Source organism: Kiritimatiellia bacterium (assembly GCA_026417735.1).
GTDB lineage: Bacteria > Verrucomicrobiota > Kiritimatiellia > PWTM01 > PWTM01 > CAACVY01.
The window spans coordinates 81,098-108,085 of sequence record JAOACR010000003.1 but is presented as its reverse complement, the minus strand read 5'-3'; the positions used below and the strand labels follow the sequence as shown (position 1 = coordinate 108,085).

Below are 26,988 nucleotides of genomic sequence, written 5' to 3'. Positions count from 1 at the left end.
GAGTCGTCCGCGTCCAGGCGTCACAGCGCCAACAGTTCGCGCAGGTCTTCCCAGCTCAGCCGCTCTGCACCACCGCCGGCCTGCACGGTTGCCTGGATGAGCTCCCGCTTGCGGCGCTGCATCTGCTGCACACGGTCTTCGATGGTGTCCCGCGCAATCAGGCGAACACTGTACACGCAGCGCGTCTGCCCAATCCGATGCGCGCGGTCAATCGCCTGATCCTCCACCGCCGGATTCCACCAGGGATCATACAAGATCACGGTGTCCGCCCCGATGAGGTTCAGTCCGGTGCCACCGGCCTTCAAGCTGATCAGAAAGACGGGGATCGAACGATCGCGATTGAACTCGCGGACCACCTCCAGGCGGTTGGTCGTTGCGCCGTCCAGGTAACAGTACCGCCAGCCTCGCCGGTCGAGCTCACGGCGGATGATCGCCAGCATCGAGACGAACTGACTGAAGACCAGTACGCGGTGACCGCCATCTGCCGCCTCCTCCAGCAGCTCAAACAGCAGTTCCAGCTTTGCGGACGGCGCCTCAAAGTTCGCTTGCGGCAACCGGAGTAGATCGAGGTGACAGCACACCTGCCGGAGCCTCAGCAGCGTCCGCAGAATCTCCATTCGGGCGGCCTCCACGCCTCGTTCGGCGATCAGCTCGCGGATACGACGGCGAGAGCGCTCGAGAATTTCCGTATAGACTCGAGTCTGCTCCGCCGTCAACGAACAGGTCGCGACCCGTTCTAGTCGCGGTGGAAGTTCGTGCGCCACCTCGCGCTTCAGCCGGCGCAACAAGAACGGCCGGAGCTTCCGCCGCAATCGAGCGAGTGCCTCTTCCGCCGCTTCCCCCCCCTGCTGAATCGGCACCTCATACCGTCGCCGGAACGACTCGGCCGATCCCAAATACCCTGGCATCAAGAAGTCCATGATGGACCACAGGTCTGTCACACTGTTCTCCATCGGCGTGCCGGTGAGCACCAGCCGCTGCGCTCCCTGCAGTCCCTTCGCCGCGATCGCGTTGCGCGTGGCTCGGTTCTTGATGTGCTGCGCCTCATCGAGGATGATCGCCGCCAGCCGGATTCCCTTCCATCGTTCTGCGTCACGCCGCAACAGCGCATAGGAGGTGATGAGGAGATCGTTATCGTTCAGGCGTTCCCAGTCGTCGTGCCGGCCGGACCCCGCGACCAGACGTACTCGCAAAGAGGGGACGAATCGGGCCGCCTCTTGAGCCCAGTTTTCCATCAAGCTGGTCGGGCACACCACGAGTGAGGGTTTGCCGCGGGCATCAGGATCGCAACGCGGCATCGCCAGCCAGGCGAGCGCCTGTAGCGTTTTCCCCAGGCCCATGTCGTCGGCGAGAATGCCCGCGAAACCGCAGCGTTCAAGGTGGCGCAGCCACGCAACTCCTTGCCGCTGATAGGGACGCAGATGAGAGGCGGGCGGATCGGGGATCTCGACACTCTCCAGTTCGACGCCGTTGCGGCGCGCAGCGGCGAGGCGGCGCATGGCGGTCTCGGCCCAGCCTGGTGGCGCCTCGACGTCAACGCCGTCGAGCGCGGCAAGCGAATCCTGCACGTAGGCGGCGTGAACGGCCGCCAACCGGAACGTGCCCGGCTTCGAGCCGTCGCTGGACTCACAGTCCGCGAAAATCTCATCCAGCGCTTCGACCGCGGAACCGTCCAGCCAGATGCGACGGCCCTCGCGTTCCAGAAAACTCTCGCCCTTGAGCAACGCTCGACGCGCCTCCGAAGCCGGGATGTGGCCACCGCCAGAGTCTTCCAGTCGAACCTCCACCTCGAACGAGCGGCCATCCGCAGCCGGCACGATGCGCACCACCGGCACCGCCCAGATCGCCTCCTCCATCGCGGTGGCCGCACGGCCCTCCACGCTGAACGTCCACCCGCGCCGTCGCAGCGCGGGCACCTCGCGGGCCAGAAAGTTCACGACCGACCGCTCCCCCACCAGCGGCGAGAGACGGTCGCCACACTCCCCCACCAGCCCCCGTCGCGCCAGCATGCGAAGCGCCTCGGCCTCGGCGTCCGCGTTCCGGATGAAATAGCGCAACGGGTCTTCCGGGTCGGGGATCGCAAACTGACCCGCCGGATCAGATTTGCCCGCCACCAGCCGGGTGCCGTCATACACCGCATAGAGCGTCACATTCAGCGAGGCGAGACTGCCGCGCGCGAGGACGTGAAAGCTGGGTTGCGCGGGCCGCAGGTCAAGAATTTCCGGCGTCACCGTGCTCTCGTGCGGCGCCTGCGCGGCCAGACGGGGCCACTCGGAGCGGAGAAACTGGGGCACCGCGATGCGCGGAATGCGGATGACCCCTCCGTAAGCCGCGTGTGCCGCCTCGGGCAACGTGGACACGAGCGGCCAGAGTTCCGTCGCACAGCCGGCCCACCCGCGACGCCGCCCCAGAAGGTGGATCGCCGCGACTCCGCCGCCGGGCAGGGGTGTCTCGACCGAGAGCAGCAGCTCACCGGTGGCGCCGTCGAGATCCAGATGAAGTCGCGACTGAAGCAAAGGTGAGGGATGCACCGTCAGGCGGTGGCCGTCGTCGAGAGCCAGCGAGCCGCCGGCCGCTGCCTCCAGCAAGCTCAAAAAGTCGCCCCGGCTCGTCCGCAGCTCGCTGCGCGCGCCCGCACCGATGTCCTCCGCGACGAACAGCAACCGCTCGTCGCGCGGGCCGAGCCGCAGTGGCAACTCACGGGGCACTTCCTCCAGCGGCACCGATCGGCCGTCAATCCGCGCAAACACCCGCACGGTGAGCCGGCCGGCGGCCCATTGCTCCGGCCATGACGACGGCAGAACCAGCAGTATCTCCGCAGGACGGCCCGGCTCGCCGGGCGCCGCACGGCGCAAAAAGGCGGTCGGCGGCAATGCGGCGAGGCGTGCAGCACGCTCCGCCTCCTCGCCCGCCGCAGCGATCGCTCCTTGCTCCAACTGGCGATGGCGCACCGCCAACGCCAACGCGATCACGTGCGCACAGATGACGCCGCGTTCGCGGCTCTCATAGCAAGGGCAAAGGCTCTCCACGCAGCCGCCCTGAAGCAAACGGAAGCCAGTTCGGAGGCAGCGGACGGTGCTGCGCAGTGTGCCGCGCACCACCGGGGGCTCGACTATGATCTCCTCCACCGTTTCCCGCTCCAGCAGCCGCCGAGCGTCCTGGAGCTTGCGTTCCCCACCCCAGCCGAGCAGCCGTTCGTCCGTCAAATCGATCATTGCATCGGCGTCGCGGACTTGCCGTCCCACACCGCCCGCACATCGCCGCGGTACAGCTCCCGGCCCCCACCGCGTACGCGCACTTCCACCCGGGCGCTCGAGCCGGGTTCACCGGTGACCGGCAGCGTCATCTCGCGGGCTTCCAAAGGTTCCAGCACGGTGACCGTGCGCTGCGGCGGCGCGGAGGGCACAGCCCATTCAACCGTCAATTCCTGCTGCTGTTCGGTATGATTGCGGAGCGGCAGTCGCACCTCCACCACTCCGGGCGCGACGGCGCGAAAAACCAACGCGCCGATCTCGACCGGCGCAGTCCACCGCGAGGGCGTTCGGCGCACCGTCGTCCATTCCGCCTCCGGTTGCTGCATCCTCCATTGCCAGAGCAGCCACGAACCATCCGGCGCAACGGCCTCGTCCACCCCGAATCCGAAGTCCGCGGTTTCGCCGGCGGCGAGGATACGCGGCTCCCGCAGCATCGGCGCCGAGTCCGAACCCGCAATCCGCCGCACATCCGCGATCACGAGCGGCGCACTGCTCGCGTTCCGGACGCGCGCCCGCACGCGGTTCACCGTGCCGCGCACAAACGGAAGCGATGGTTCCACCTCAAGCTCCACGCCTCGGCGGCGCTCCAGCTCCATCGCCTGAAGATTTGCGGCGGCCGCGGCGCCGACCCCTTGGGCGTCGCCCCACGCCTCCAGCCAACCACGCTCGGCGCCCACTGCGGGCCCTGACACCACGTCGAACACGCGAACCTCCCCCGGCCCCAGCCGCGCCGACCAGCGCGCTAGCCCGTCCGGCGCGGCCAGTCCCCGCACCGTCGCGTCCCGCAGATCAAACACATATGCGGGATCGGATATGCCACGTGCGACAAGCCGCACATCACGTACCGCACTGCCGCGGTTCCAGACCGTCACGTGTAGCACCCCGCTGGCCCCGCCGAAGGCCTCCGCCCGCACTCCGCCCTCGTCCACCGCCACGCAGGGTTCAACCCGCCAGCCCCCCTCCGCCAGCCGTACCGCCAGCGGCACCCAGTATCGGAGCGCGACCGCATCCCGCCGGCTCCATTGCGCCACCGACCAGTACGATCGCCCCTGCGCGTCCCTGCCGAACGACGGCACCATCCCGAGCGCGGTCGACACCGCGGCGGCGCCATCCATCGTCCGCGGGTCGCTCCACTCAAAATCCCCGCTCAGCCGTCGAACGACCGGTCGCGGCCCTGCCAGCAGACGGTGCCGCCAAGAGCGCGAACTGAGCGGATCGGCATCGAGCGCGTCGTCCACCACGGTCAGATCGGCGAACCGCACAAGCGTCGCGTGATGATCAAACGGATTTTCGAGCGCGATGAGCGGCGCTTCCGTCCCGACAAGCTTGCGCAGCGCTTCCACAAACTCCAGCGCGTCGAGATCCCGTACGACCGCCACCCCCCGCTCCGGCGCGCGCCAGGAAGCCGGCCGATCCGCGGACGCCAACGCCGCCGCATTGTGGTCCAAACCCGCGGTCGCGCTCAACGCATCGAGCGCGATCACGTGCACCGGCGCTGCCTCCGTCACGTGTCGAACTGCGCCGAGTTCGAGCATCGCACGGTTCCAGCGCGCCGCGGCGGTGGTCATGAAGTCCGGATCGGCGGAGACATTCACGCGGAGGAGCCGCCCGTTCACGGCCGCGATCGAAAGCGTGTCATCGGTGCTGCGGACACCACCGACGATCGCCGCCTGCGCGTACCACGCCGCGCTGCCGCCGGCGGCGGCAAGGAACTGGAGGATGCGCAGCGCAGTGGCGATATCCGGCGACCAGCCTTTCGGCAGCGGCAGATCCAGCGCCCAAGGTCGCAGTCCCAGACACCGCCACTCGGAGCCGGCCCCGGGCTCGTCGCCGCGCAGAACTTCCACCGCGATCGGCCCGCTCAACGTCGCGCGTGCCGACGTCGACTCCTCCGGGCTCAGCCGCCACTGCGCCGGCGCCGCGTAGGTGTCGCGATACACTCCGGCACGTCGCTGCCAGGCCGACAGCGCCGCGCGAAAATCCAGCGGCGATGCGCCACACCGCACCCACAGCGCCCAAACGGCACGGTTGCGCAGTTTCGTCACGGCGGCAGACAGCGCCAGTGGGATCGCTCCCCGCAGGGCCGGCGGCGACTCGCGCGCCGTCCACAGCACCGGTGCCGGCTCCGCCGGATCCAACGCGATGACCACCGCAGCGGTCGGGCACGAAGCGACCACCAGCGGCCAGAGCGAACGTAGACCCCGCCGTCCCGGCCCGGCGGCCACGAGGTCGGGGGTCTCAAGAGCCTCCGTGCCGATCGGCAACGATCGGCCGTCGGGCTGCTGCAGCCGCCACTGCGCCGGGGGCAAACCCAGACCAAGTTCAAGCTCAACCGCCACTGAAGTGTCCGCCCGCAGTTCACCGCCGAGCCACGTCCACCCCTCCCCCTCGGGCATTGCCAGCAGCGTCCAAGACACGGGCCCCGAGCGCCCCCGCCACTGTTGCCGGTCCCCGCGACGGGCGGAGGCCTCCACTTCCGTTGGCCATGCGGCTCCGCCCGCTTCGCGCACCGTCAGCGCGAACGATACGGTCTCTCCGCCTGCCAGTTTCCAGGCGGGCAGCGGCAGCGCGCTCTCATCGTTCGTCCATCCTTCCCCGCCGGCCAACTCCGTCCAGCGGGCAGCGAGCGCTGGTGGCGTGCCGACGCGCGGCGGCGGCTCCGGCGCCGGAGGCGGCTCGATGGCGAGTTCGGGGATGCGATCTGCCGACGATGCAATCAGGCCCTCGGCCGGCAAACGGTCCGCCACGTTCCAGTCCGGCGTCAAGGTCTCCACCGCCCACTTCAGAGGAGGGCCCCAGGCGGGCGGCAGCAATACGCTGCGCACGCCATACGCGGACTCAACCGATATCACTCCACCGGCCTCGTCCCATGCCCAACCCCGAAGGCCGAAAGCCCGCCGATAGAGCACGTCATTTTCGATCATCCACGATTCGACGCGGCCGGCAGCCCCCGTCGCTGGCGTTTCGATCAGCAATCGCAGCGAGCGCGAGGGCGGGGCCGAACCGCAACGGATCCGCATCACGAGGGTGCCGTCGGGCAGTCGAAAGAGTCCCGCTTCGCGCAGGTCGGCCTCCGCCCGGCTGACTCGAACCGTGTCGTGGTCCGGGTACCAGCCGGCCGATGCGGCGACCGGTCCGACCGCCAACAGTGCCGTCGCCACTATCCGACGCATGGGTGCGGTCGTCCTCATGGTTCGGTTCTCCACCTGCCGCGGAGCGGCGCGGCCGGGCCCGTCGACCTAGCCGACGTCCACAATGCTGGGCGTGTAGTCCTCCGGCGGTTCAAAGCCAAGCAACTTCAAACAGGTCGCCGCCAGACTGCTGATCCCCAATCCGGTGGCCGCGGAACGCCGAGCGCGGCTAACGCCCGAGGGGTCGTACACATACACGGGCACCGGATTCAGCGAGTGGGCCGTTTTCACCTTCGGTTCGCCCGTCGCCGGATCCACCACCGGCTCACCGTTGCGCAGTTCCAGCATGTCGTCGGCATTGCCGTGGTCCGCGGAGACCACCAGAATTCCCGCGGCGTCGCGAACCGCGCGGACCACCCGACCCACGCAGAGGTCCACCGTCTCCACCGCAATCCGCACCGCCGGCAGCACCCCGGTGTGGCCGACCATGTCGCCGTTCGCGTAGTTGAGGCGAATGAACCGGTGCCGATTCTCGCGGATCGCCCGCACGACCACATCGGTGATCTCGGCGGCCTTCATCCAAGGTCGCTCCTCGAACGGCACGCGGTCGGACGGCACCTCGACGTAGTCCTCCAGCTCCTCGCTGAATTTGCCCGAGCGGTTGCCGTTGAAGAAGTACGTGACGTGCCCGAACTTCTGCGTCTCGCTGCAGGCCAACTGCCGCACGCCGCTGGCCACGAGATATTCGCCCATCGTGCGGTCGATCGCGGGCGGCTCCACCAGGTACCGCTTCGGAATGTGCAGATCGCCGTCATACTCCATCATGCCGGCAAACACCACGTCGGGCCGCGGTCCTCGCGGAAATTTGTCGAACGGCTCTTCCTCGAACGCACGGGAGATCTCGATCGCACGGTCACCGCGGAAATTGAAGAGGATCACACCGTCGCCGTCCCGAACCGGCCCGACCGGCACGCCATCACGGTGGACGACGAAGGCGGGGAGGTCCTGGTCGATAATGCCGGGGGAACGCGCTCGAAACGCCTCGATCGCGGCCCGCGCCGAGGGGAAGGCCTCCGCCTCGCCTCGCACATGTGCACGCCAGCCGGTCTCCACAATCTTCCAGTTGGCCTCATAGCGGTCCATCGTGACCTTCATCCGGCCTCCACCGGACGCGATCGCGTAGTCCACCGTCCCATCGGCGTTCAGCTCCGCCAGCACCGCCTCGAGCTGGTCCACGTAAGTCAGCGCGCTCGTCGGCGGCACGTCGCGCCCATCCAGCAGCACGTGCACCCGCGCACGACGGACCCCTTCGCGCTTTGCGGCGCGCAGCAGCGCAATGAGGTGCTCAATGTGACTGTGCACGTTGCCGTCGGACAGCAGCCCGATGAAATGCAGCTGCGCGCCCGGGCGTGTCGCCGCCGCCATCACCTCCCGCCATGCCCGCCCCCGGAACAAACGGCCGTCCGCGATCGCCTCGCTCACCAACCGCGCGCCCTGCGCGAAGACGCGACCGCATCCGATCGCGTTGTGACCGACCTCACTGTTGCCCATGTCCGCGTCACTGGGCATACCGACCGCAACACCGTGCGCCTGAAGGCGGTCCGTGATCGAGTGCGCGGCCAACCACTCGAGATTTGGCTTGTGCGCGGCCCGCACCATGTCGCCCGCCGGCTGCCGACCGATCCCGATTCCATCCATGATCAACAGCACCACCGGCCCCCTCGGCCCCGCATACCCCGAGATCCTGCGCAACGGTTCGACCATCGTCCGCACTCCCGTGCCACCGGCCGGCGCAGCCCGCATCGGGCTCCTGTCGCCGAACGACATGGCTTGAAACAGTCCAGTATGGCTCGCGCCCCACATTGCGCAAGTCCAACCGAAGTGCCAGCGCGCCCCTCGCTCCGAGGAACCGCTCTTTCCAGTGTGCGAGTGTCGCCCCGCTGAACCCGACACCGCAAAGACTGCGGTCCGCGTTTGCGGCCGCCCCCCTCGGCCCTTGGCACAGCCGCTGGTGGTCGGCACGGATCGCGGTCGGAAAATCCCGCTGCTGCCGCAGCCCCGCATCCCCGACAGAAGTGTCCGACCGTGACCGCGCGACCGTCTGGAGCTTGCCGGCCATCGGTCTCCATGCCTGCGAGCGAACGTCAAACCTGTCGTTCCAGGGCCGCCGGTTGCGACATTTCCGTACGGCGGGACGCCCATGGCATAGCGTCTGCGCATCCCCGCGACGATTGACACAGCTCTATGAACCATCGTCGCTTGCGCGCCCCGCGCGATGGCGCGTCTGCCATCTGGCACGGCAGCTGCTTAGTTCTCGGCGCCCGCATTCGAGTCAGTGCGGTGCGGGAGCAACATGGGAAAGGACAGAACGATGAGCAACGGATGTTGGACCGGTCGAACGTCGGTGTCTCGGCTTGCGCGGCACCTGCTGGTCTGCGGCGGTGTCGCGTTGGCGTCCGCCGCCTGGGCGCAGACGACGGAACCCGCGGCGGCTCCGCCAGGCGCCACCGCCCCGCCGTCCGTCAGTGCCGAGATGTTTACGACGAACAACACCTGGATGATGGTCGCGACGTTCCTCGTGTTCGTGATGCATCTGGGCTTCGCGACGGTGGAATCGGGACTCAACCGTGCGAAAAACGCGGTGAACATCCTGTTCAAAAACACAATGATCCCCGCGATCGGCTTGCTCACCTACGCGCTGCTCGGGTTCAACCTGATGTACCCCGGCGACGGCAACTGGATTGTCGGCCGTTTCTTCGGCTTTGGCGGCTGGGGGCTTGCGCCAGGACCGAACGCGACGACCAGCGCGTACAATCCCGGTTACACCTATTGGACCGATTTCCTCTTCCAGGGGATGTTCGCCGCGACCGCCGCGACGATCGTCTCGGGCGCGGTCTGCGAGCGCATCAAACTGCGCAGCTTCCTGGTGTTTGCAACGCTGTACGTCGCGCTGGTGTACCCGTTTGTCGGCTCGTGGCACTGGGGTGGCGGCTGGTTGAAGCAGATGGGGTTCCATGACTTCGCCGGCTCGACGCTCGTGCACTCGGTGGGCGGATGGGCGGCTCTGGTCGGCGCGATCATGGTGGGCCCGCGCCTGGGCAAGTATGTGAACGGCGGCATTCGTCCGATCATGGGCCACAATCTCGGACTGGTGACCATCGGCGTGTTTCTGCTGTGGCTGGGCTGGTTCGGATTCAACGGTGGTTCAGTGCTCTCGGCCGATCCCGGCGGCGTGTCCTTCGTGCTGGTCACCACCTCGCTGGCCGCGTCCGCGGGCGCGGTTGGCGCGATGATCACCTCGTGGATCGTGCAGAAGAAGCCCGACCTCACCATGGTGTTGAACGGGATCCTGGCCGGTCTCGTCGGCATCACGGCCGGCGCGGATGTCGTCTCCGTGTCGGCCTCGGTATTGATCGGCGGTGTCGCCGGTGTGCTCGTTGTGCTCTCCGTGCTGGCGATGGACCGGCTGCGGGTGGATGACCCCGTCGGTGCGATCTCGGTGCACCTGGTGTGCGGCATCTGGGGGACGCTCGCGACCGGCATCTGGGGCAAGGACAAGAACTTTCTGGTCCAGCTCCTCGGTGTGCTGTCGTATGGCGTCGCGTGCGTTGCTTTTGCGGTCGTGTTTTTCGGCATCATTCGAGCGACGATGGGCCTTCGCGTCAGCCGCGAGGAAGAGCTCATCGGCCTGGATCTCGCCGAACACGGGCTTGAGGCCTATCCGGACTTCCAGGGCTTCTTGACGAAATAGCCCCAACCCCAAAGCGGAAAGGACACGACAGATGAAACTGATCACCGCGATCATTCAGCCGGAGAAACTGCCGGACGTGAAAGCCGCGCTCTTCCAGGCGCAGGTGTACAAGATGACGGTCAGCAACGTGATCGGCTGCGGGCAGCAGATGGGCTACACGGAGAGCTACCGCGGCGCGGTCACCGAGGTGAACCTGCTCAAGAAAGTCCGGCTCGACATCGCTGTGAACGAAGCGTTCGTGCAGCCAACCATCGACGCGATCATCAAGGGTGCCCGCACCGGCCGCATCGGCGACGGCAAGATCTTCGTCACCGACCTGCTCGAGTGCATCCGCATCCGCACGGGTGAGCGCGGCGGGGAGGCGATCGGATGAGGGCCGGTCCGCGGCGGACCCGTTTAGGAGAAGGGCATCAACCTGCAAAGAAACGGAAAGGAGAGTCGCTGATGACAACACCCCAAGGATCCGGATGGCGCTGGGGCGCCGCGTTGGGAACACTGCTGGCGCTGGGCGCGTTCGCTGAAGAGGCAAAGACGGTCGGCACTGCCACGCTTGACCTGGCGACCGCTTACCTCTTCCGCGGCGCAACGGTCACCGACACCTTTGTCGCACAACCGTCGCTGAAGGCGGAAGTGCTGCCCGGTCTCACGCTGTTCGCGTGGGGCAACATGGATCTGGATTCGGATGGCGGCAAGTACCGCACCCGGGAATTCTCGGAGATTGATCTCAGCGCGAGCTGGGCGCTGCCGATCGAAGGGCCGTCGGTCTCGGTCGGGTACATCGAGTACATGTATCCGCATGCGGACCTCGGGCCCGATCGCGAGGTGTTCGCCTCGGTGGGCGCCGACGTGCTCTTGCAGCCGACGCTGACGGTGTACTGGGGGCTGGACGGCGTTGTGCACCGGGAGCTGTACGGCGAGGCGGCGATCGCGCACTCCGTTGACCTTGTGGAAGGGTTCGCGCTGGACCTGTCGGCGCTGGTTGCCGCGCGCAGTTCGGACACCCGTGAGTCCGGGTTTTCCCACGCGGTGCTTTCCGCTGCGCTGCGGTACGAGTTCGTGAAGGCCGGGGTCGCGTGGGTGCCGGCGCTGGATGACGACGTGTTGCCCGACGAGTCGCACATCCGGGAGGTTGTCGGCACGCTGTCCTTCAGTGTAAACTTCTGAGCCCGGAACCGAGCGAGCCCGGGTTTCGGCCAGGCCGCGCGGCGCTGTCGCCCGCGGCCTTTGCCGTACCCGGACGCGGGCGCAGGACGGCGAGGGCCCGGAGATGGCGCGGTACGTGTTTGTCACCGGCGGCGTGGTGTCGAGCCTCGGCAAAGGGCTCACCTGCGCGGCGATCGGCCGGCTGCTCATCAGCCGCGGCGTCGAGATTCGTTTGCTGAAAGTGGACCCGTACCTGAACGTGGATCCGGGCACGATGAACCCCTACCAGCACGGCGAGGTGTTCGTCACCGAGGACGGCGCGGAGACGGACCTCGACCTCGGACACTACGAGCGCTTCACCGGGCGGCCCACGTCCCGCAAGAGCAACTTCACGTCGGGCCGCATCTACTGGGACGTGCTCCAAAAGGAACGCCGGGGGGACTATCTGGGCGGCACGGTGCAGATGATCCCCCACATCACCGACGAGATCAAAGCGCGCATTCGCGCCCTCGCGGAGCCGGGCGTGGAAATTGTGTTGTGCGAGATCGGCGGCACGGTCGGCGACATCGAGAGCCTGGTGTTTCTCGAGGCGATCCGGCAAATCGGCCTGGAGGAGGGCCGTGAGGGGGCGCTCTACATTCACCTCACGTACGTGCCGTTCATCCGCGCGGCCGGCGAGATCAAGACAAAACCATCGCAGCACAGCGTCGCGCGGCTGCGCGAAATTGGCATCTCCCCGGACGTGCTGATCTGCCGCACCGAGGTGCCCTTGTCGGCGGAGGCGCGGCGCAAACTGGGGCTGTTCTGCAACGTGCCCGCGCACGCGGTGATCGAAGAGCGCGACGTCGAGCACTCCATCTACGAGCTGCCGCTGGTGCTCGCGGATCAGGGCGTGGACGAAATCATCATGGTGCACTTCCGCATGGCCCGCCGGCCCGCCCGCCTCGACGACTGGCGACAGCTCGTCCACCGGATCACGCACCCCCGCGAGCGGGTGCGGATCGCGGTCGTCGGCAAGTACGCGGAGCTGCAGGATGCCTACAAGTCCCTTTTTGAGGCGATCCACCACGGCGGCTTCGCCCATGAGGTGGCGGTGGACATCGTCAAGATTGCGGCGGAAGAGGTCGAGGACGGCCAGCACCTGGAGACATTGAAGGCGGTCGACGGCATCCTCGTGCCCGGGGGGTTTGGCGCGCGGGGAATCGAAGGAAAAATCACGGCGATCCGGCTCGCCCGCGAGCACCGCATACCGTTCCTCGGCATCTGCCTCGGGTTGCAGTGCGCGGTGATCGAGTTCGCGCGCCACGTTGCCGGCCTCGAGGGCGCGCACACCACGGAGATCTGCCCGGATGCTCCGCACCCCGTGGTCTCGCTGATGGAGGAGCAGATGCATGTCACCGAAAAGGGCGGCACGATGCGCCTGGGCCTGTGGCCGTGTGTGATCCAGCGCGGGACGCGCGCACACGCCGCCTATCGCCGCGACCGCGTGCAGGAGCGACACCGTCACCGATACGAGGTCAACAACCGGTACCGCGAGATCCTCGTGCAGAAGGGGCTGGTCATCAGCGGCTGTTCGCCCGACGGCCGTCTCGTCGAAATGATCGAGCTGGCTGATCACCCCTGGTTCGTCGCGACCCAGGCGCACCCGGAGTTTGCGTCGCGCCCGCTGGAACCGCATCCGCTCTTCGTCGCGTTTGTTGGCGCCGCGCTCGCCCGCCGGCGCGCCGCCATGGCTCGGGAGGCCCCATGAATCGACCCGCCCGCATCGCACTGGAAGACGGCCGGATTTTCGACGGCGTCGCGTTCGCCGGCGAAGGCGAGGTGTTCGGCGAGATCGTCTTCAACACCTCGATGACCGGCTATCAGGAGATTCTCACGGATCCCTCCTATCACCAGCAGATTGTCACGCTGACGTATCCGCTGATCGGCAACTACGGCATCTCGCCGCAGGACGTCGAGTCCGCCGCGGTTCGGCCCGCCGCACTGCTGATCGGCGAATGCAGCCGCCGCGCGAGCAACTGGCGCGCACGCGCGACACTGCCGGAGTTTCTCGAGGCGGCCGGCGTGCTGGGCGTGCATCAGGTGGACACCCGCGCGATCACTCTGCACGTCCGCTCGCGCGGCGCAATGCGCGCGGTAGTTTCGACGCGCGACCTCGACGCCGCCCGCCTCGTGGAAAAGGCCCGCGCCTGGCCCGGCTTTCTTGGGCGCGACATCGCCGCGGAGGTTAGTACGCCCGTGCGCTACCGGTGGCCCGGCCCTCACGCGGCGATCGCCGGATTCAGCCAGGTGACCGCGGATGGCCGCGGCGCATGGGACGCGGTGATCCCCGCCGCGCCAGACGGCGCGCCGCGACCGCGGGTGGCGGTGCTCGACTGCGGCCTGAAATTCAATCAGATGCGGATCCTCACGCGCCTCGGTCTTGACCTCGAGATCTGGCCCATGCACACGCCGGCGGCGACGATCCTGGCCACCCGGCCCGATGGGCTCTTCATTTCGAACGGCCCCGGCGACCCCGCCGGCGTCGCGCCGGTCGTCGCCAACCTTCGGACGCTGCTGGCCGCAGGTCTTCCAACGTTTGGAATCTGTTTCGGGCACCAGCTGCTGGGCCTGGCGTACGGCGGCCGCACCTTCAAACTCAAGTTTGGCCATCGGGGCGCGAATCAGCCGGTTCTGGACCGCCGAACCGGCCGCGTCGAAATCACCTCGCAAAACCACGGCTTTGCGGTCGAGATCGAGTCGTTGCCGCCCGAGATCGAAACTACGCACATCAATCTGAACGACGGCACTTCGGAAGGGCTCCAGCACCGCGAACGTCCCGTCTTTTCGGTGCAGTACCATCCCGAGGCGGCGCCCGGCCCTCACGATGCGGCGCCGCTCTTCGTGCAGTTCGCGCGCTCGCTGCGGCCGTCGGGAGGGCCGGGATGAGCGCGCCGCACGAATGGATCGCGGTGCTCGACTTCGGGTCGCAGTACACGCAGTTGATCGCGCGCCGCGTTCGCCATCTGCAGGTGTACTGCGAAATCCTGCGGCACGACACGCCGTTCGCGGTACTCGCCGCGCGTCGCCCGGTCGGCGTGATTCTCTCCGGCGGGCCAGCGAGTGTGCTCGCCGAGGGAGCGCCCGGCTGCGACCCCGAGCTGTGGCGGGGCGACCTGCCCGTGCTCGGGATCTGCTACGGCATGCAGCTGATGGCGCGCGACCTCGGCGGCCGGGTCGAGCGCGGCGACCGGCGCGAGTACGGACCGGCCCGCGTCGAGGTGGTGGATCCGGATTTGCTGCTGCGCGGCCTGGGCCGCGAGGTGGATGTGTGGATGAGCCACGGCGACCGCGTCGCCGCACCGCCGCCGGGTTTCCGCGTGCTGGCTCGCACTGAGAACTGTCCAGTCGCCGCGATGGCGGACGCGAGCGGTCGCCGGTTTGGCCTCCAGTTCCACCCCGAAGTGGTGCACACGCCGCGCGGCCTCGAGATGCTGCGCACCTTCGTGCGGGAGGTCTGCGGCGCCCGTGGCGACTGGCGCATGCGCGACTTCATCGAGGAAAGCATCCGCGAGCTGCGCGGCCGGATCGGCGAGCACGACCGCGTGCTCTGTGCGCTGAGCGGCGGAGTGGACTCCTCCGTCACCGCGGCGCTGTTGCACCGGGCGGTCGGTACGCGGCTGCAGTGCGTGTATGTGGACACCGGGTTGATGCGGAAGGGCGAAACCGATCAGATCGAGGCCGAGTTCGGTCGGCACCTCGGCGTGAACCTGCGCGTGGTCCGCGCCGGAGAGCGGTTTTTCGAGGCGCTGCGCGGCGTGGAGGACCCCGAGCGGAAACGCAAGATCATCGGCGCAGTGTTCATTCAGGTCTTCCGCTCGGTCGCGGCGGACAGTGGCCCCTATCGCTATCTCGCCCAGGGCACGTTGTACCCGGACGTCGTCGAGAGCGTGTCGCCGTTCGGCGGCCCCACCGCGACGATCAAGAGCCACCACAACGTCGGCGGACTGCCCGCGGAGCTGGGCTTTGAACTGATCGAGCCGCTTCGTGCGCTGTTCAAAGATGAGGTTCGCGAGCTCGGCCGCCTGTTGGGCCTGCCGGACGCGCTCGTCGAGCGCTGGCCGTTCCCTGGGCCGGGCCTGGCGGTGCGGATCGTCGGCGAGGTCACGGCGGAGCGGGCCGAGCTGCTCCGGCGCGCCGACGCGATCGTCGAAGAGGAGATCCGCCGCTGGCCAGGCAGCCACGAAATCTGGCAGGCGTTCGCGGTGCTGTTGCCGGTGCGCACCGTGGGCGTAATGGGCGACGAACGCACCTACGAACACGTCGCCGCGGTTCGCGCGGTGCAAAGCCAGGACGGCATGACCGCGGACTGGGTGCGCCTGCCCGCGGAGGTGCTCGACCGCATCGCACGACGCATCGTCAATGAGGTTCGCGGCATCAACCGCGTGGTGTACGACGTCACCTCGAAACCCCCCGGCACGATCGAATGGGAGTGACATGCCGAAACGCACCGACATCCGAAGCGTGATGATCATCGGCTCCGGGCCGATCGTGATCGGGCAGGCCTGCGAGTTCGACTATTCCGGTTCACAGGCCTGCAAGGCGCTCCGCGAAGAGGGCTACCGCGTGATCCTGGTGAATTCGAACCCGGCGACGATCATGACCGATCCCGCCGTCGCGGACCGCACCTACATTGAGCCGATCACTCCAGACTTCGTCGCCGCCATCCTGCGGCGCGAGCGGCCAGACGCGCTGCTGCCGACGCTCGGTGGCCAGACCGGACTCAACACCGCGATGGAACTGGCGCGCAGCGGCGTGCTAGAGGAGGTCGGCTGCGAGCTCATCGGCGCGAACGCCGAGGTGATCCGTCGCGCGGAGGATCGCGAGGCCTTCAAGACCACGATGGAGGCCGCCGGCCTTGAGTGTTTGCGCAGCCGCATGGTCGGCAGCGTCGCCGACGCGGAGGCCGCCGCCGCGGAGCTGGGCTACCCGGTGATCGTGCGCCCGAGCTTCACGCTCGGCGGCACCGGCGGGGGAACCGCCCGCACGCCCGAAGAGCTACGCAGAATCGTCGAGGCGGGGCTGGCCGCCAGCCTCAACCATACCGTGTTGATCGAGGAAAGCGTGTTCGGCTGGAAGGAGTTCGAGCTCGAGGTGATGCGGGACCGCAACGACAACGCGGTGATCGTCTGCTCGATCGAAAACCTCGACCCGATGGGCGTGCACACCGGCGACAGCATCACCGTCGCCCCGGTACAAACGCTGACCGACGCGGAGTACCAAGTGATGCGGGACGGCGCGATCAAGGTGTTGCGCGCGGTGGGCGTCGAAACCGGCGGTTCGAACGTGCAGTTTGCGGTGCACCCCGAAACCGGTCGCCAGGTGGTGATCGAGATGAACCCGCGGGTCTCCCGCAGCTCCGCGCTCGCGAGCAAGGCGACCGGCTTTCCGATCGCGAAGATCGCCGCGAAGCTCGCGGTCGGCTACACGCTGGACGAGCTGCGCAACGACATCACGCGGCAGACGCCCGCCAGCTTCGAGCCGGCGCTCGACTACTGCGTGGTGAAAATCCCGCGGTTCGCGTTCGAAAAGTTTGCCGGCGCGGAACCGAGCCTCGGCATCAGCATGAAGTCCGTCGGCGAGACGATGGCGATCGGCGGCAACTTCCGCGAGGCGCTGCAGAAGGCGCTGCGCGGTCTCGAAATCGGCGTGCACGGACTCGATCTGCGCGCCGAGCGCCGGGTGCCGGCCGACCGGCTCGAGGACATGCTCCGCACGCTGGCGCCGGAGCGGATCTTTGCGATCAAGATCGCGCTGAAGCGCGGTATGCGCGTCGAGGAGGTCGCTGCGATCACCCACATTGACCCGTGGTTCGTCGAAAACATCGCGGAGATCGTCGAGATCGAGCGCGAGATTGTGTCGGTGCCCGCCGGCGCACCGCTCGACGCGCCGCTGCTGTGGCGCGCGAAGCGATCGGGCTTCTCCGACCGGCAAATCGCGGAACTGCGCGGCGCCAGCGAAGACGAGGTTCGACGCCGGCGAATCGAGCTTGGTGTGCGGCCGGTGTTCCGGTTGGTGGACACCTGCGCGGCGGAGTTCGAGGCGGTGACGCCCTATTTCTACTCCTCCTACTGCGGCACCGTGAACGAGTCGCGACGGGCGGATCGGCCGCGCGTGATGGTGATCGGCGGCGGCCCAAACCGCATCGGGCAGGGGATCGAGTTCGACTACTGCTGCGTGCACGTGGTGCAGGAGCTGCGCGCGCTCGGCTTCGAAACGGTGATGGTGAACAGCAACCCGGAGACCGTTTCGACCGACTACGACACCGCGGATCATCTGTTCTTCGAACCCCTCACCTTCGAGGATGTGATGAACATCATCGAGGACCAGCAGCCGATCGGCGTGGTGGTGCAGGTGGGCGGTCAGACGCCGCTGAACCTCGCCCGGCCGCTGCAGCGCGCCGGCGCACCGATTTGGGGGACCTCCCCGGACGACATCCACCGTGCGGAGGATCGAGAGGAAACCCGCCGGCTGCTGGATCGGCTCGGTCTGCGGCAGCCCGCCAGCGGAAGCGCAATGAACGTCGACGAGGCGCTGCGCGTTGCGGAGCGGGTGGGTTACCCCGTGATGATCCGCCCGTCCTACGTGCTCGGCGGTCGCGCGATGATGGTCGCCGCAAACGCCGACGAGGCGCGGCCGTTCATCGAGGCCGCGTTTGAGGCCAGCCCGGGGTTTCCCGTGCTGGTGGACCGCTATCTCGACCGCGCGATCGAGGTGGACGTGGACCTGCTCGCCGACGGGGAAAGCGTGTATCTGGGCGGCATCATGGAGCACGTGGAGGAGGCCGGCATTCATTCCGGTGACAGCGCCTGCTGCATCCCCCCCCACTCGCTTCATCCGGCGACCCAGCGGCGCATCGAGGCCGCCTGCATTCGAATGGCGCGGGCGCTGCAGGTGCGGGGTCTGATGAACGTGCAGCTCGCGGTGCGCGACAACGAGATCTACGTGCTCGAGATCAACCCGCGCGCGTCCCGCACCGTCCCGTACGTCAGCAAGGCCACCGGTGTGCCGCTGGCGCGCCTTGCCGCGCGCGTGATGGCCGGTCAGCGCCTCGCCGACATGGGGCTCGGCCCCCGTCCGTCACGAATCCCGATGTTCGCGGTGAAAGAGGCCGTGCTGCCGTTCAACCGCTTCCCCGGCGTGGATCCAATCCTGGGTCCGGAGATGAAATCCACCGGTGAGGTGATGGGCCGCGGCGAAACCTTCGAAGAGGCCTACTGGAAGAGTCAGATTGCGGCTGGCACCCGGTTGCCGGAGCGGGGCGTGGTGTTCCTCAGCATGGCCGACCGCGACAAGAACTGGGCGGGCGAAATCGGCTGGGAGCTCGCCGCGATGGGCTACCAGCTGGTGTGCACCGCCGGCACCGCGGAGGTGCTCGCGGAAGCCGGTGTCACGCAGGTGGAGATCGTCCGCAAGATCTCCGAACAGGAGGGACCACACGTGCTGGACCTTATGGACGCCGGCCGCGTCGCGCTGATCATCAATACACCGAGCGGTGCCCGCGCCCGGCTGGACGAGGTCCGCATCCGCGCCGAAGCAATTCGGCGAAACATCCCGATGATCACCACCGTCGCCGGCGCGAGAGCGACGATTCGGGCACTACGCGCGATGCGAGGACGACCGATCCGTGTCGCCGCGCTTCAGGACGCATTCCCCTCCGCCTGACGATCGCTCGCCGCGGCCCGCAGCAGCGAAAGGGGTTCGAGCGGCCCGCTAAACTCCGGCCACTCCACAAAGCCCAGTCAGCGCCCGCGTGATCGAGCTTGAGCCGGTGGCGGCCCGACGGCACCTCAAACTTGAGCGGGTCCGCATGCTCTCGGGCCTCTGCTTCATTGCGGCCATCCCGGCCCGGCAGTTCCACCGCGCGCACCAGCCCACCGTCCACGCGGTATTCGAGGCGGGCGCCCTCCGCCGCTAGTGTACGAACGGCGATCCGGAGTCGCCCGCCCTTCGGCGTGTCCAGAAGCAACGAAGGTGGCTTCCGGAGCTCCAGATGTCGGCGACCTTACAGGAAAGCCGAAAAGTGCGTTTCGCCGTCGTCGGCCATCGCGCCGTCCGGCGCCACTACAAACTCCGCGCGTCGCGCCCGACACCATCTCAGCGCCGACACAAGCCGCGTCGGCGCACAAGGCTCGAGCTTGGGGAGCGGGGGGTATTCGAGCCGCACGATCGCGGACGCAACAAGCCCGTCGACAATTAGTTCGCAGCCGCGCTCCGTCATTTCTGCCCGCACCACCGGCGGCGGCTCGTCCGGCGACGCCGGGATTCGCACCCGCAGCAGACCACACGTCCGCAGCTGACCGCCCTCGACGCGCCGGGTGACGAGTTAAAGCAACAGGGCCGGCGGTGCGGACTGTGTCCAGAGCGCCGTACCGAACTCGGCGGCATCCACTCCAACTGCGTCCATCGCCCGCACCTCGGCGTTGTGAAGCCAGTCTCGGTGGTGATGGTCGAACGCGGTGAACCGCGCGATCAGCGGCAGTGTACCGTCGCACTGCGCATCGCAGCCGAACGGCCCCGTGACCGGAAGCGCAAAACAACCACCCGCCGCTTAGATTTCTGCTCCTCGTACGCGCATCCAGAGAGCCCGATCCGCCGGCGAGACCTTCAGCCACGGAAACCTCGAATGACCCCAGTGCATGAACATCATGACGGGCACCCGTCCACCGGCGAGCGCCCGTCCGCGCCGCACCAGTGAGTGCCAGCGATGCATCTGCGATTGGCCGAGGTCCACGGGACCCTCCTGCAGCAGGGCCGGTGCTGATAAAACCGGCCACGTGCAGTTCGACGTGGCGCCAGGCCGTTCCCACAGAGGAAGACGCGCCGCCCGTGCGCCCGGGCCTCCAGGCGAACTCTTTCGGTCAACCATGCCCAGACCCGCGCATTACGCTCGTCGCAAGACTTCTCCCATGCGGATACCAAAGAATGCCCAGCGATCGTCAGCCGGTTGAGATGCCCGCGTTGGACGAGCCGCGCCCGGAAGGCGAACGAGGCGATCGTGCCGTCTGGGCAGATCGCAGGATCGTGGACCTCGATGTCCAGTTCCGTGGCCCAGTGCCAGTCGGATGCCGACCCGCCGCGCCGCTCCACATGTTCTTTGCGCAGGTACGCGCGAAACTCCTGGATCGAATGATCATCGTAACCTTCGAAAGGGCCCAGCGCGCCGTCATGTTCGTCCATGAAGAGGAGGTCGGCGCCGCCGGCGATCTTCGCGCGCAACCACTGCAGCAGGTAGTCCAGGTACCGCGGGCCGGAGACCGACCCATGGTGGAGGCCGCGGCTATCTGCGATGTCCACCAGTGCGCCGTCCCACCCGCGAGTGGCCATGTCGAGTAGATCCTCGTCGGTCAGCCCGTTTTCGCCACGGTACAGCGCACTGCAGGTCAGACCACCTCCCCACAGCATTCCCGCCGCGTGCGCGCGGGCGGGCAGATGCGCCATTTCGGGCCAATCTGGCGCGCTGCCCCAGTTGAGCCAGGCGCGAATCAGCACGTCGGCTGAGGTGCTGCGGCCGAGCGCCAACGCCCAGTCGGTGTGAATGGGTTCGTTCACGGTGAACACCATCGCGTCGGCGATGTTGGCGACCGGCACGGGCCGCGGCGGGACGACCGGCGGCTCGAGCGCCGCCCAGCTTTCGGGCATCCTCACCCGCAGCGCTGCAGCAGTGGCCGCAAGCTCCCGGCCACGAAGCGACAGAGATCGGAGCCGTTCGCGTTCGATCTACGGGGCGGAGGGTTGGACTGGCGCCAACCAAACCGAGACAGTCGTCCGAGCATGGTCGGCCGGAACAATGCCGGCGTGTAGGTATAGCTTCGCAGGGGGGGACCGCTGCAGGAAGGTCGCGGGGGCGCCGCCGTTGCCGTCCGGCAATCACATCGCCGTTAGGTCCACACCGTCGCCGCTCGACCAGCCCGTCACCGCGGGACAGACCGGCGCCAGCTGCGGTACCACCGGGCCCTGGAAACCCCAGGTGGTGTTCCCCGCGTAAACGGGAGCCTCACCGAGCGCCGCTACCACGCCCGCCCGCCGGGCACCGGGGGTCCAGAACGACCAGCCCTCGAAACGTTCCGCGTCGAGCTCCAGACGGGGAACCGCCCGGCACACTTCCGAGCGCGCGACGCGCCGCTGCGGAACCCGGAAACCCCACAGCGTGCCCTCGTCCGTGACCACCGCGCGGATCTTGGCGACCCCTCCCTCCAGCGCGTCCAGCAGAATCAAGACGGCAGCCATCGGGCCGGCGGGGCATCAGCCCAAACATACGACGCGGGCGCGTCACTGTTCAGGCACGGCCCCTCAGCCGGTACGTCGAGGCGTGAACCCGCCAGCCGGTCGTCATGCTCTCGAGTTGCGCCGCGCGCGTACCGCACTGAAACGATAGCAGCGCCGCCATCGCGCATTTGAACACCCCTGACACCTTGGCGGCCAAAAATCCGCTCTCCGCATTTCGAACTCTCGCGTCGGTAACGCGGGCAGGCGCGCTCATTCGCCACCCGCGCCGCGGCGTGGAACGGTGGACGAACGCGCGCGGTTCGTCGCGGCCCCCCCGGGCTCCCGGACGATCCGGTACAGAATCTCGTTCGATCGCGCCAACCCCAGATCGTGCGCGATCCGCTCGACAAAACGCGGGTCGGTCCGAAAGCGCTCCTGCTTCTGGCGCAACAGCTTGGTCAGCTCCTCTTCAATCGCGATCTGGCGTTCCAGGTCTTCCTTTCGCCGCCGATAGTCCTGCATGGCCCGCCATTTCGGCACAATCCCCAGTGCGGCGACCACGGCCAGCAGAACAAACGCCGCAACCACGCCGGCCCGATAGATGACGGTCCAGATGCTCATCGCGTCTCGCCGGCCGACAACGCCGGCGCATCGCGCAGACATTCGTTCAGCCGCTCGATCACCTGGTGCACATACGCGCGCTTCTCGACGTATCGCAGCGGCATGAAGGCGCCCTTGAACCCCGCGACAATCACGTTTCGGAACTGCCGCGCGCTGAGGGGGACACCTGCGGTCAGCCGTTCCAGCTCGCGCGTCACGGTGGTATGGGACACCAGACGATTGTCGGTGCAGATCGTCACGGACAGCCCCCGCTCGATCATCAGGCGCACCGGATGTTCCGCGACCGACCGGATCGAGGGCGTTGTCTGGAGATTGCTGGTCAGGCACACCTCGATGGTGATGCGCTGGCTGGCAATGTACTCGGCCAGCTGTTCGACGTAGCGGGCCGCATCCGCGATGCCGGGGCCACGGACCATGTCCGCCGCAAATAGAAACGTGCCGTGGCCGATCCGGTTCGCGTGACAGTCCGTGATTGCCTGGAAGATCGACTCAGGGCCATACGCCTCACCGGCGTGCACGGTCTTGCGAAGAAACCAGCGGTGCGCGTACTGATAGGCTTCGCGGTGGTCCTGCGCCGGATAGCCGGCCTCCTCGCCCGCCAGATCGAACCCGACGATCGGCAGTCCGTCGCGGTCCCGAATTGCGACCGCGGTGCGCACCACCTCCAGCGACGCGATGCTGAACACCTCCTTGCGCGGCGCCGCGCCGAGCAAGTCGAGCAGCGCGGCAAAATATGGGCCGTACTGCCGCGTAAACGCGCGCAGCGCGCAGACGATGATGCCATAGTGGAACGGCAGATCGGCGCCGGACCGCACCGCTTCGCTCTGGTTGTGCCGCTGCGCCGCCCGCGCAAGACCGCGATTCACCGCGGCGAGCACATCGCGCATGTGCAGATCCGCGTGATAATGGAGCTGCGGCGCAAAGCGAACCTCGATGTAACGCACACCCTCCGCCAGGTTGTCCTCCGCCAGCTCGAACGCAACACGTTCGAGATGCTCCGGTGTGCGCAACACCGCGGTCGTGTACGCGAAGCCGCGCAAGTACTCGGTGAGGTTCGCGTAATGGTCCTTGAACACCAGCGCCCGTAGCCCCTCTTCCGTTTCCGAGGGCAACGCCACGCCGGAGGCACGGGCAAGCTCCACCAGCGTCGGGATGCGCAGCGAGCCGTCCAGATGGACGTGAAGATCCGTTTTCGGAATGCGCTGCAGCCACTCGGCGGTCGGCCGCAGCGGAAGGTTTTCGTTCACGGTGTTTGTCCTTTGGGTTTGACTCCAGGTATCATAGTGGGTGCCTGTTCCAAGGGGAACCGCGCCGATGATCGTCGTCCGCTTGGAAGGCCGTGATGTGTGGTGGAATCTCGCCGCGGAAGAGTGGCTTCTGGAGCAGGCCGCGACCGACGGTCCGCTGCTTGTGTTTTATGTGGACGATCCCGCGGTGGTGATCGGCCGCCACCAGAATCCGTGGGCGGAGACTGACCCCGCCGCGCTGGAACGGGGGGGTGTCCACCTTGCGCGGAGGACCTCCGGCGGTGGCGCAGTCTGGCACGATCCCGGCGTGTTGTGTTTTTCGTTTCTGATGCGCCGGAATCAGTACCGCCCGGCAACACTGTTCGAACTCACCCGACGGGCGCTCGCACGTCTCGGCGTGGTGACTCGCCTCGAAAACCGGACGTCGCTGTTCGCCGGCGAGTGCAAAGTCGCGGGCACCGCGTTCCGTCTGCGGGGCGACGTCGCGATGCATCACGGCACGCTGTTGGTCTCTGCCGACCTCGACCGTCTGCGCACGACGCTGACGCCGTCGTGCACCATACGGAGATCGTCCGCAATCGCGTCGGTGCGTGCACCGGTCGCGAACCTCGCGTCACTGCACGCGGGGCTGACCGTCGAACGCTGCATGGCCGCGATCAGCGCGGAGGCTGAATGCGAGTGGGGGCCTGCCGACCAGGCATGGACCGATGGCGATCTCGATCAGGATGCGATCCGCCGCCGGGCGGATCAGCATCGCTCGTGGGACTGGCGCTTCGGAGAAACGCCGCCGTTCGTCGCAGAGATCTCCGCTGGCGACCTCGTGGACTCGTCGCACTGGCAAGTTGAGGTCCGCGACGGTCGGGTCGCCGCCCTCGTGCCGCCGGATCGGAACACCGCTGACGCCGATCGTATCTTGCGATGGATGGGGAGGCCGTTCGACCCATCGGAACTGGCGGCGACATTGCGGATCCGCTTCACCACCTGGCCGGAGACTCCCGAGTGATCGCCCGGCGCACACGACCGCTCCTCCTCCCCGTGCGGATGATGCGCTCCGCCGCGCGCGCCGGCGGCGCACGCCCGTGGGACGACGAATCGGTGTTCGTCATCCTCAAGCTTGCGCCGTGCTCGATTCGGCACGCCTGTCCGACCGAAGCTGCGGTGCTCGCGGGCGACCCCGAACCCTTGGTTCGCTCGCTCGACGGTATCTGGAAGTTTCGTTGCGTTCGGCATTCCGACCGGCGCCCGCGGGAGTTCTTACGCCCCGCGTATGACGACCGGGAATGGGCTCAGGCGGCACAAATCGGCGTTGGGGGGACAACTCGCGGGGCGCGCGAATTCATCCGAAATACTGCATCCGGCCAGGTGTCCGACTTCGGCACCGGGGCCGGTTGGAGGTGATCCATCCATGATGACGTGTGACCCTCTTCGGCGACTGGTTGGTATCGGGTGGTTGCTGCTCGGTTGTTCGGCCGGCGCGGCCGATCCCGACGCCCACCCGCGGCTGCTGCTCGACACGCGAGGTCTCGCCGCCGTGCGCGAAAAAATCCGGTCGGCGCCCTGGTCGGAGTTATGGCGGCAGAGGCTGGACAATCTGGATCGGGCGATCGCCGAACCGCTGCGACTGCCGCCCCGGGGTGGGAACTGGTACCACAACTACGTCTGTCCCGAGCACGGCGTGCGACTGCGCGAGGGCCGGCGGACCGGCGAATGGACCTGGGAGCACCACTGCCCCGTCGGTCCCCACACACTTCGCGGCGATCCCACCACCGCGGCGCTGGACTTTGACGGTTACTCGATCATGGCCGTTCACGAGGCGCTGGCCGTGCAGGCGCGCGACGCGGGCCTCGCATGGGCGCTGACAGGGATCGAACGCTACGCGGAGCGGGCGATCGCGATCGTGCGCGCCTACGCCGCTGCGTATCTCACGTACGCACGGCACGATAACCAAGGGCGGCCGGTCCGAGAACCGGGCCAGGGTGGCCGCGTGGCCTCGCAACCGCTCTCCGAGGCGACCTGGCTGGTGCCGCTGTTGCAGGGGGCCGACTTCGTCTGGCCTCGACTGGATCCAGCCGACCGGCAGCGGTTTGAAACGGGCCTTGTGCGTGTCGCAATCGCGGAGACCATTCGCAATCCGTCGCGCTCGCCGGTTGTGCACAACATTCAATGCCATCGCAACGCCGCGATCGGCCTCGCCGGTTTTCTGCTCGGCGATACCCAGCTGGTGTACGAAGCGATTTCAGGGCCGCACGGATGGCACACCAACCTCCTCGGTGGCGTACTTTCCGATGGCGTGTGGTTCGAGGGCTCCTGGGGATACCACTTTTATACGGTGCGCGCGCTCCTTCCGCTGGCCGAGGCCGCGCGCAACTCGGGCCTCGATCTCTATCGAGAGCCGTTGAAGCGTATGTTCGACGCGCCACTGCGCGTTGCCACCCCGGACGGCCGTCTGCCGGCCTTCAACGATTCGGCAGAAGTCGCGCTTGGCGAGATGGCCAACTACTACGAGCTGGCACTGGCTCGCTACGGTGATCCCGCCTACGCCGAGGTGGTAAGAAGTGGTGGGTCACGCTCCGGCCCCTTCGCGCTGTGGTACGGCGTGCGGGATCTGCCCGACACTCCTGCCCTTCCTCGGCACGGGGGCTCGCGTAACCTCGCCGATGCCGGCTACGCGATCCTGCAACGGGGCGAAGGACCCGATGCGACATGGCTGTGCCTGAAGTACGGTCCGCACGGCGGAGGACATGGCCACTTCGACAAAAACCACCTGGTGCTCCGTTCCGCACGCCGTTGGATTCTCGCCGACAGCGGCACCCATCTCTATGGTTCCCGTCTCCATCGAGAATGGGACAAAACCTCGATTGCTCATTCCACCCTCACCATCGACGAGCGACCCCAGAACCCGGCGACGGGCCGGTGCCTGGCGTTCGGTGCCGCCGATGGCATCGAATACGCGATGACCGACGCCGGCCCGATCTATCCGGGGGTGCGCTTCGTGCGAACGGTTGCGTTGCTTGACTCCAACCTCCTGTGGGTGGCGGATTGGGTTACGGCCGATCGCGCACGGATGCTAGACGTGGCGGTCCACGTGACCGGCGCGTGGCACGACCATCAGCCGGGCCGGCCGTGGTCGCCCCCATCCGCGCCAGGCTACCGCTGGCTGCGAGACGCGATCCTTGCGGAGCCAGCCGAACGGGTGGTGTCTTCGGTCCGGGGGGAGGGAGACCGCCCCATTCGACTGCTCGCCGCCGCTCGCGAGCCATTCTCCGCGGTCCGGGCCCACGGGGTCGGGGCCTCGACCACCGACCGGGTGCCGGTGACCATCTTTCGGCAGACCGCCTCCGAATGGCATCTCACGTGGGCGCTCTGCTGGGGAGACGATGCAGAGAACGCGCGGCTCGATGCGCTGGCAGGGGAAAACGGCGTGATCCGCGCCCGTTTGTCCGCGGGCGGTCGGTCTTGGGAGCTCTCCGCGGACGTCCCGCGCATGCGGGTTCAGGGCCGATCGCTCGAGTAGGCGGTCGCGCGGGTTGCCGCGCTGCGGTTCTCTCCGTATAGTTCGCAGTCGGCGATCGTACCGGTCCATCGACAAGGAG

General features: G+C 67.6%; 18 protein-coding genes. 9 read left to right on the top strand and 9 right to left on the bottom strand.

The window, feature by feature from the left end:
* Nucleotides 1-20: 20 nt before the first annotated feature.
* The 3 genes from N2652_00590 to gpmI all read right to left on the bottom strand — a co-directional run bounded on the left by N2652_00590 (nucleotide 21) and on the right by gpmI (nucleotide 8,149).
* The gene (locus N2652_00590; protein ID MCX7817710.1) at nucleotides 21-3,215 is read right to left on the bottom strand and encodes a DEAD/DEAH box helicase; all 3,195 of its coding nucleotides are present in this window, start codon (nucleotides 3,213-3,215) and stop codon (nucleotides 21-23) included.
* A complete protein-coding gene (locus N2652_00585; protein ID MCX7817709.1) occupies nucleotides 3,212-6,427 on the bottom strand; it encodes a hypothetical protein in 3,216 nt (1,071 codons plus the stop codon). The genes N2652_00590 and N2652_00585 overlap by 4 nt, the downstream gene beginning before the upstream one ends.
* 66 nt (nucleotides 6,428-6,493) lie before the next feature.
* On the bottom strand, nucleotides 6,494-8,149 hold the full coding sequence (gene gpmI, locus N2652_00580) for a 2,3-bisphosphoglycerate-independent phosphoglycerate mutase (GenBank protein MCX7817708.1): 1,656 nt from the start codon (nucleotides 8,147-8,149) through the stop codon (nucleotides 6,494-6,496).
* A gap of 769 nt (nucleotides 8,150-8,918) precedes the next feature.
* Here gpmI and N2652_00575 point away from each other — a divergent pair.
* The 7 genes from N2652_00575 (at nucleotide 8,919) to carB (ending at nucleotide 18,983) form a co-directional block, all read left to right on the top strand.
* Nucleotides 8,919-10,136 carry an ammonium transporter gene (locus N2652_00575; GenBank protein ID MCX7817707.1) on the top strand — a complete coding sequence of 406 codons (1,218 nt, stop codon included), beginning with the start codon at nucleotides 8,919-8,921 and terminating at the stop codon, nucleotides 10,134-10,136.
* A gap of 31 nt (nucleotides 10,137-10,167) precedes the next feature.
* Entirely contained in the window at nucleotides 10,168-10,509 is a 342-nt protein-coding gene (locus tag N2652_00570) for a P-II family nitrogen regulator (protein ID MCX7817706.1), read from the top strand.
* Between the two features lie 71 nt (nucleotides 10,510-10,580).
* Entirely contained in the window at nucleotides 10,581-11,300 is a 720-nt protein-coding gene (locus N2652_00565) for a hypothetical protein (protein MCX7817705.1), read from the top strand.
* A 103-nt stretch (nucleotides 11,301-11,403) separates the two neighbouring features.
* Nucleotides 11,404-13,029 carry a CTP synthase gene (locus N2652_00560; GenBank protein MCX7817704.1) on the top strand — a complete coding sequence of 542 codons (1,626 nt, stop codon included), beginning with the start codon at nucleotides 11,404-11,406 and terminating at the stop codon, nucleotides 13,027-13,029.
* On the top strand, nucleotides 13,026-14,207 hold the full coding sequence (gene carA / locus N2652_00555; protein ID MCX7817703.1) for a glutamine-hydrolyzing carbamoyl-phosphate synthase small subunit: 1,182 nt from the start codon (nucleotides 13,026-13,028) through the stop codon (nucleotides 14,205-14,207). Before N2652_00560 ends, carA begins: the two co-directional genes overlap by 4 nt.
* Nucleotides 14,204-15,754, top strand: a complete 1,551-nt coding sequence (gene guaA, locus N2652_00550) for a glutamine-hydrolyzing GMP synthase (protein ID MCX7817702.1) — start codon at nucleotides 14,204-14,206, stop codon at nucleotides 15,752-15,754. The genes carA and guaA overlap by 4 nt, the downstream gene beginning before the upstream one ends.
* Nucleotide 15,755: 1 nt before the next feature.
* Nucleotides 15,756-18,983 (top strand): carbamoyl-phosphate synthase large subunit, encoded by a 3,228-nt coding sequence (carB, locus tag N2652_00545; protein ID MCX7817701.1) that lies wholly within the window; start codon nucleotides 15,756-15,758, stop codon nucleotides 18,981-18,983.
* 340 nt (nucleotides 18,984-19,323) lie between these two features.
* On the opposite strand, the gene N2652_00540 is transcribed toward carB, so the two are convergent.
* From N2652_00540 to N2652_00515, 6 genes are all read right to left on the bottom strand, one after another.
* On the bottom strand, nucleotides 19,324-19,590 hold the full coding sequence (locus N2652_00540) for a hypothetical protein (GenBank protein MCX7817700.1): 267 nt from the start codon (nucleotides 19,588-19,590) through the stop codon (nucleotides 19,324-19,326).
* A gap of 374 nt (nucleotides 19,591-19,964) precedes the next feature.
* The gene (locus N2652_00535) at nucleotides 19,965-20,960 is read right to left on the bottom strand and encodes a hypothetical protein (protein ID MCX7817699.1); all 996 of its coding nucleotides are present in this window, start codon (nucleotides 20,958-20,960) and stop codon (nucleotides 19,965-19,967) included.
* 228 nt (nucleotides 20,961-21,188) lie between these two features.
* Complete coding sequence (locus tag N2652_00530; protein ID MCX7817698.1) at nucleotides 21,189-21,548, bottom strand: hypothetical protein; 360 nt, start codon at nucleotides 21,546-21,548, stop codon at nucleotides 21,189-21,191.
* A 49-nt stretch (nucleotides 21,549-21,597) separates the two neighbouring features.
* Nucleotides 21,598-21,801 carry a hypothetical protein gene (locus N2652_00525; GenBank protein ID MCX7817697.1) on the bottom strand — a complete coding sequence of 68 codons (204 nt, stop codon included), beginning with the start codon at nucleotides 21,799-21,801 and terminating at the stop codon, nucleotides 21,598-21,600.
* Complete coding sequence (locus N2652_00520; GenBank protein MCX7817696.1) at nucleotides 21,798-22,148, bottom strand: septum formation initiator family protein; 351 nt, start codon at nucleotides 22,146-22,148, stop codon at nucleotides 21,798-21,800. The genes N2652_00525 and N2652_00520 overlap by 4 nt, the downstream gene beginning before the upstream one ends.
* Nucleotides 22,145-23,395, bottom strand: coding sequence for an adenosine deaminase family protein (locus N2652_00515; GenBank protein ID MCX7817695.1), 1,251 nt, complete (start codon nucleotides 23,393-23,395; stop codon nucleotides 22,145-22,147). Before N2652_00515 ends, N2652_00520 begins: the two co-directional genes overlap by 4 nt.
* 67 nt (nucleotides 23,396-23,462) lie before the next feature.
* On the opposite strand from N2652_00515, the gene N2652_00510 reads away from it, so the two are divergent.
* Complete coding sequence (locus N2652_00510; GenBank protein ID MCX7817694.1) at nucleotides 23,463-24,398, top strand: hypothetical protein; 936 nt, start codon at nucleotides 23,463-23,465, stop codon at nucleotides 24,396-24,398.
* Between the two features lie 402 nt (nucleotides 24,399-24,800).
* Nucleotides 24,801-26,909 carry a heparinase II/III family protein gene (locus tag N2652_00505; GenBank protein ID MCX7817693.1) on the top strand — a complete coding sequence of 703 codons (2,109 nt, stop codon included), beginning with the start codon at nucleotides 24,801-24,803 and terminating at the stop codon, nucleotides 26,907-26,909.
* The last annotated feature ends 79 nt before the right edge of the window (nucleotides 26,910-26,988 follow it).

What these genes read in the sequence shown, in the direction of transcription:
- N2652_00590 (MCX7817710.1), bottom strand. Translation starts at nt 3,215, where the DNA reads ATGATCGATTTGACGGACGAACGGCTGCTCGGCTGGGGTGGGGAACGC.
- N2652_00585 (MCX7817709.1), bottom strand. Translation starts at nt 6,427, where the DNA reads ATGCGTCGGATAGTGGCGACGGCACTGTTGGCGGTCGGACCGGTCGCC.
- gpmI (MCX7817708.1), bottom strand. Translation starts at nt 8,149, where the DNA reads ATGGTCGAACCGTTGCGCAGGATCTCGGGGTATGCGGGGCCGAGGGGG.
- N2652_00575 (MCX7817707.1), top strand. Translation starts at nt 8,919, where the DNA reads ATGTTTACGACGAACAACACCTGGATGATGGTCGCGACGTTCCTCGTG.
- N2652_00570 (MCX7817706.1), top strand. Translation starts at nt 10,168, where the DNA reads ATGAAACTGATCACCGCGATCATTCAGCCGGAGAAACTGCCGGACGTG.
- N2652_00565 (MCX7817705.1), top strand. Translation starts at nt 10,581, where the DNA reads ATGACAACACCCCAAGGATCCGGATGGCGCTGGGGCGCCGCGTTGGGA.
- N2652_00560 (MCX7817704.1), top strand. Translation starts at nt 11,404, where the DNA reads ATGGCGCGGTACGTGTTTGTCACCGGCGGCGTGGTGTCGAGCCTCGGC.
- carA (MCX7817703.1), top strand. Translation starts at nt 13,026, where the DNA reads ATGAATCGACCCGCCCGCATCGCACTGGAAGACGGCCGGATTTTCGAC.
- guaA (MCX7817702.1), top strand. Translation starts at nt 14,204, where the DNA reads ATGAGCGCGCCGCACGAATGGATCGCGGTGCTCGACTTCGGGTCGCAG.
- carB (MCX7817701.1), top strand. Translation starts at nt 15,756, where the DNA reads ATGCCGAAACGCACCGACATCCGAAGCGTGATGATCATCGGCTCCGGG.
- N2652_00535 (MCX7817699.1), bottom strand. Translation starts at nt 20,960, where the DNA reads ATGCCCGAAAGCTGGGCGGCGCTCGAGCCGCCGGTCGTCCCGCCGCGG.
- N2652_00530 (MCX7817698.1), bottom strand. Translation starts at nt 21,548, where the DNA reads ATGGCTGCCGTCTTGATTCTGCTGGACGCGCTGGAGGGAGGGGTCGCC.
- N2652_00525 (MCX7817697.1), bottom strand. Translation starts at nt 21,801, where the DNA reads ATGAGCGCGCCTGCCCGCGTTACCGACGCGAGAGTTCGAAATGCGGAG.
- N2652_00520 (MCX7817696.1), bottom strand. Translation starts at nt 22,148, where the DNA reads ATGAGCATCTGGACCGTCATCTATCGGGCCGGCGTGGTTGCGGCGTTT.
- N2652_00510 (MCX7817694.1), top strand. Translation starts at nt 23,463, where the DNA reads ATGATCGTCGTCCGCTTGGAAGGCCGTGATGTGTGGTGGAATCTCGCC.
- N2652_00505 (MCX7817693.1), top strand. Translation starts at nt 24,801, where the DNA reads ATGATGACGTGTGACCCTCTTCGGCGACTGGTTGGTATCGGGTGGTTG.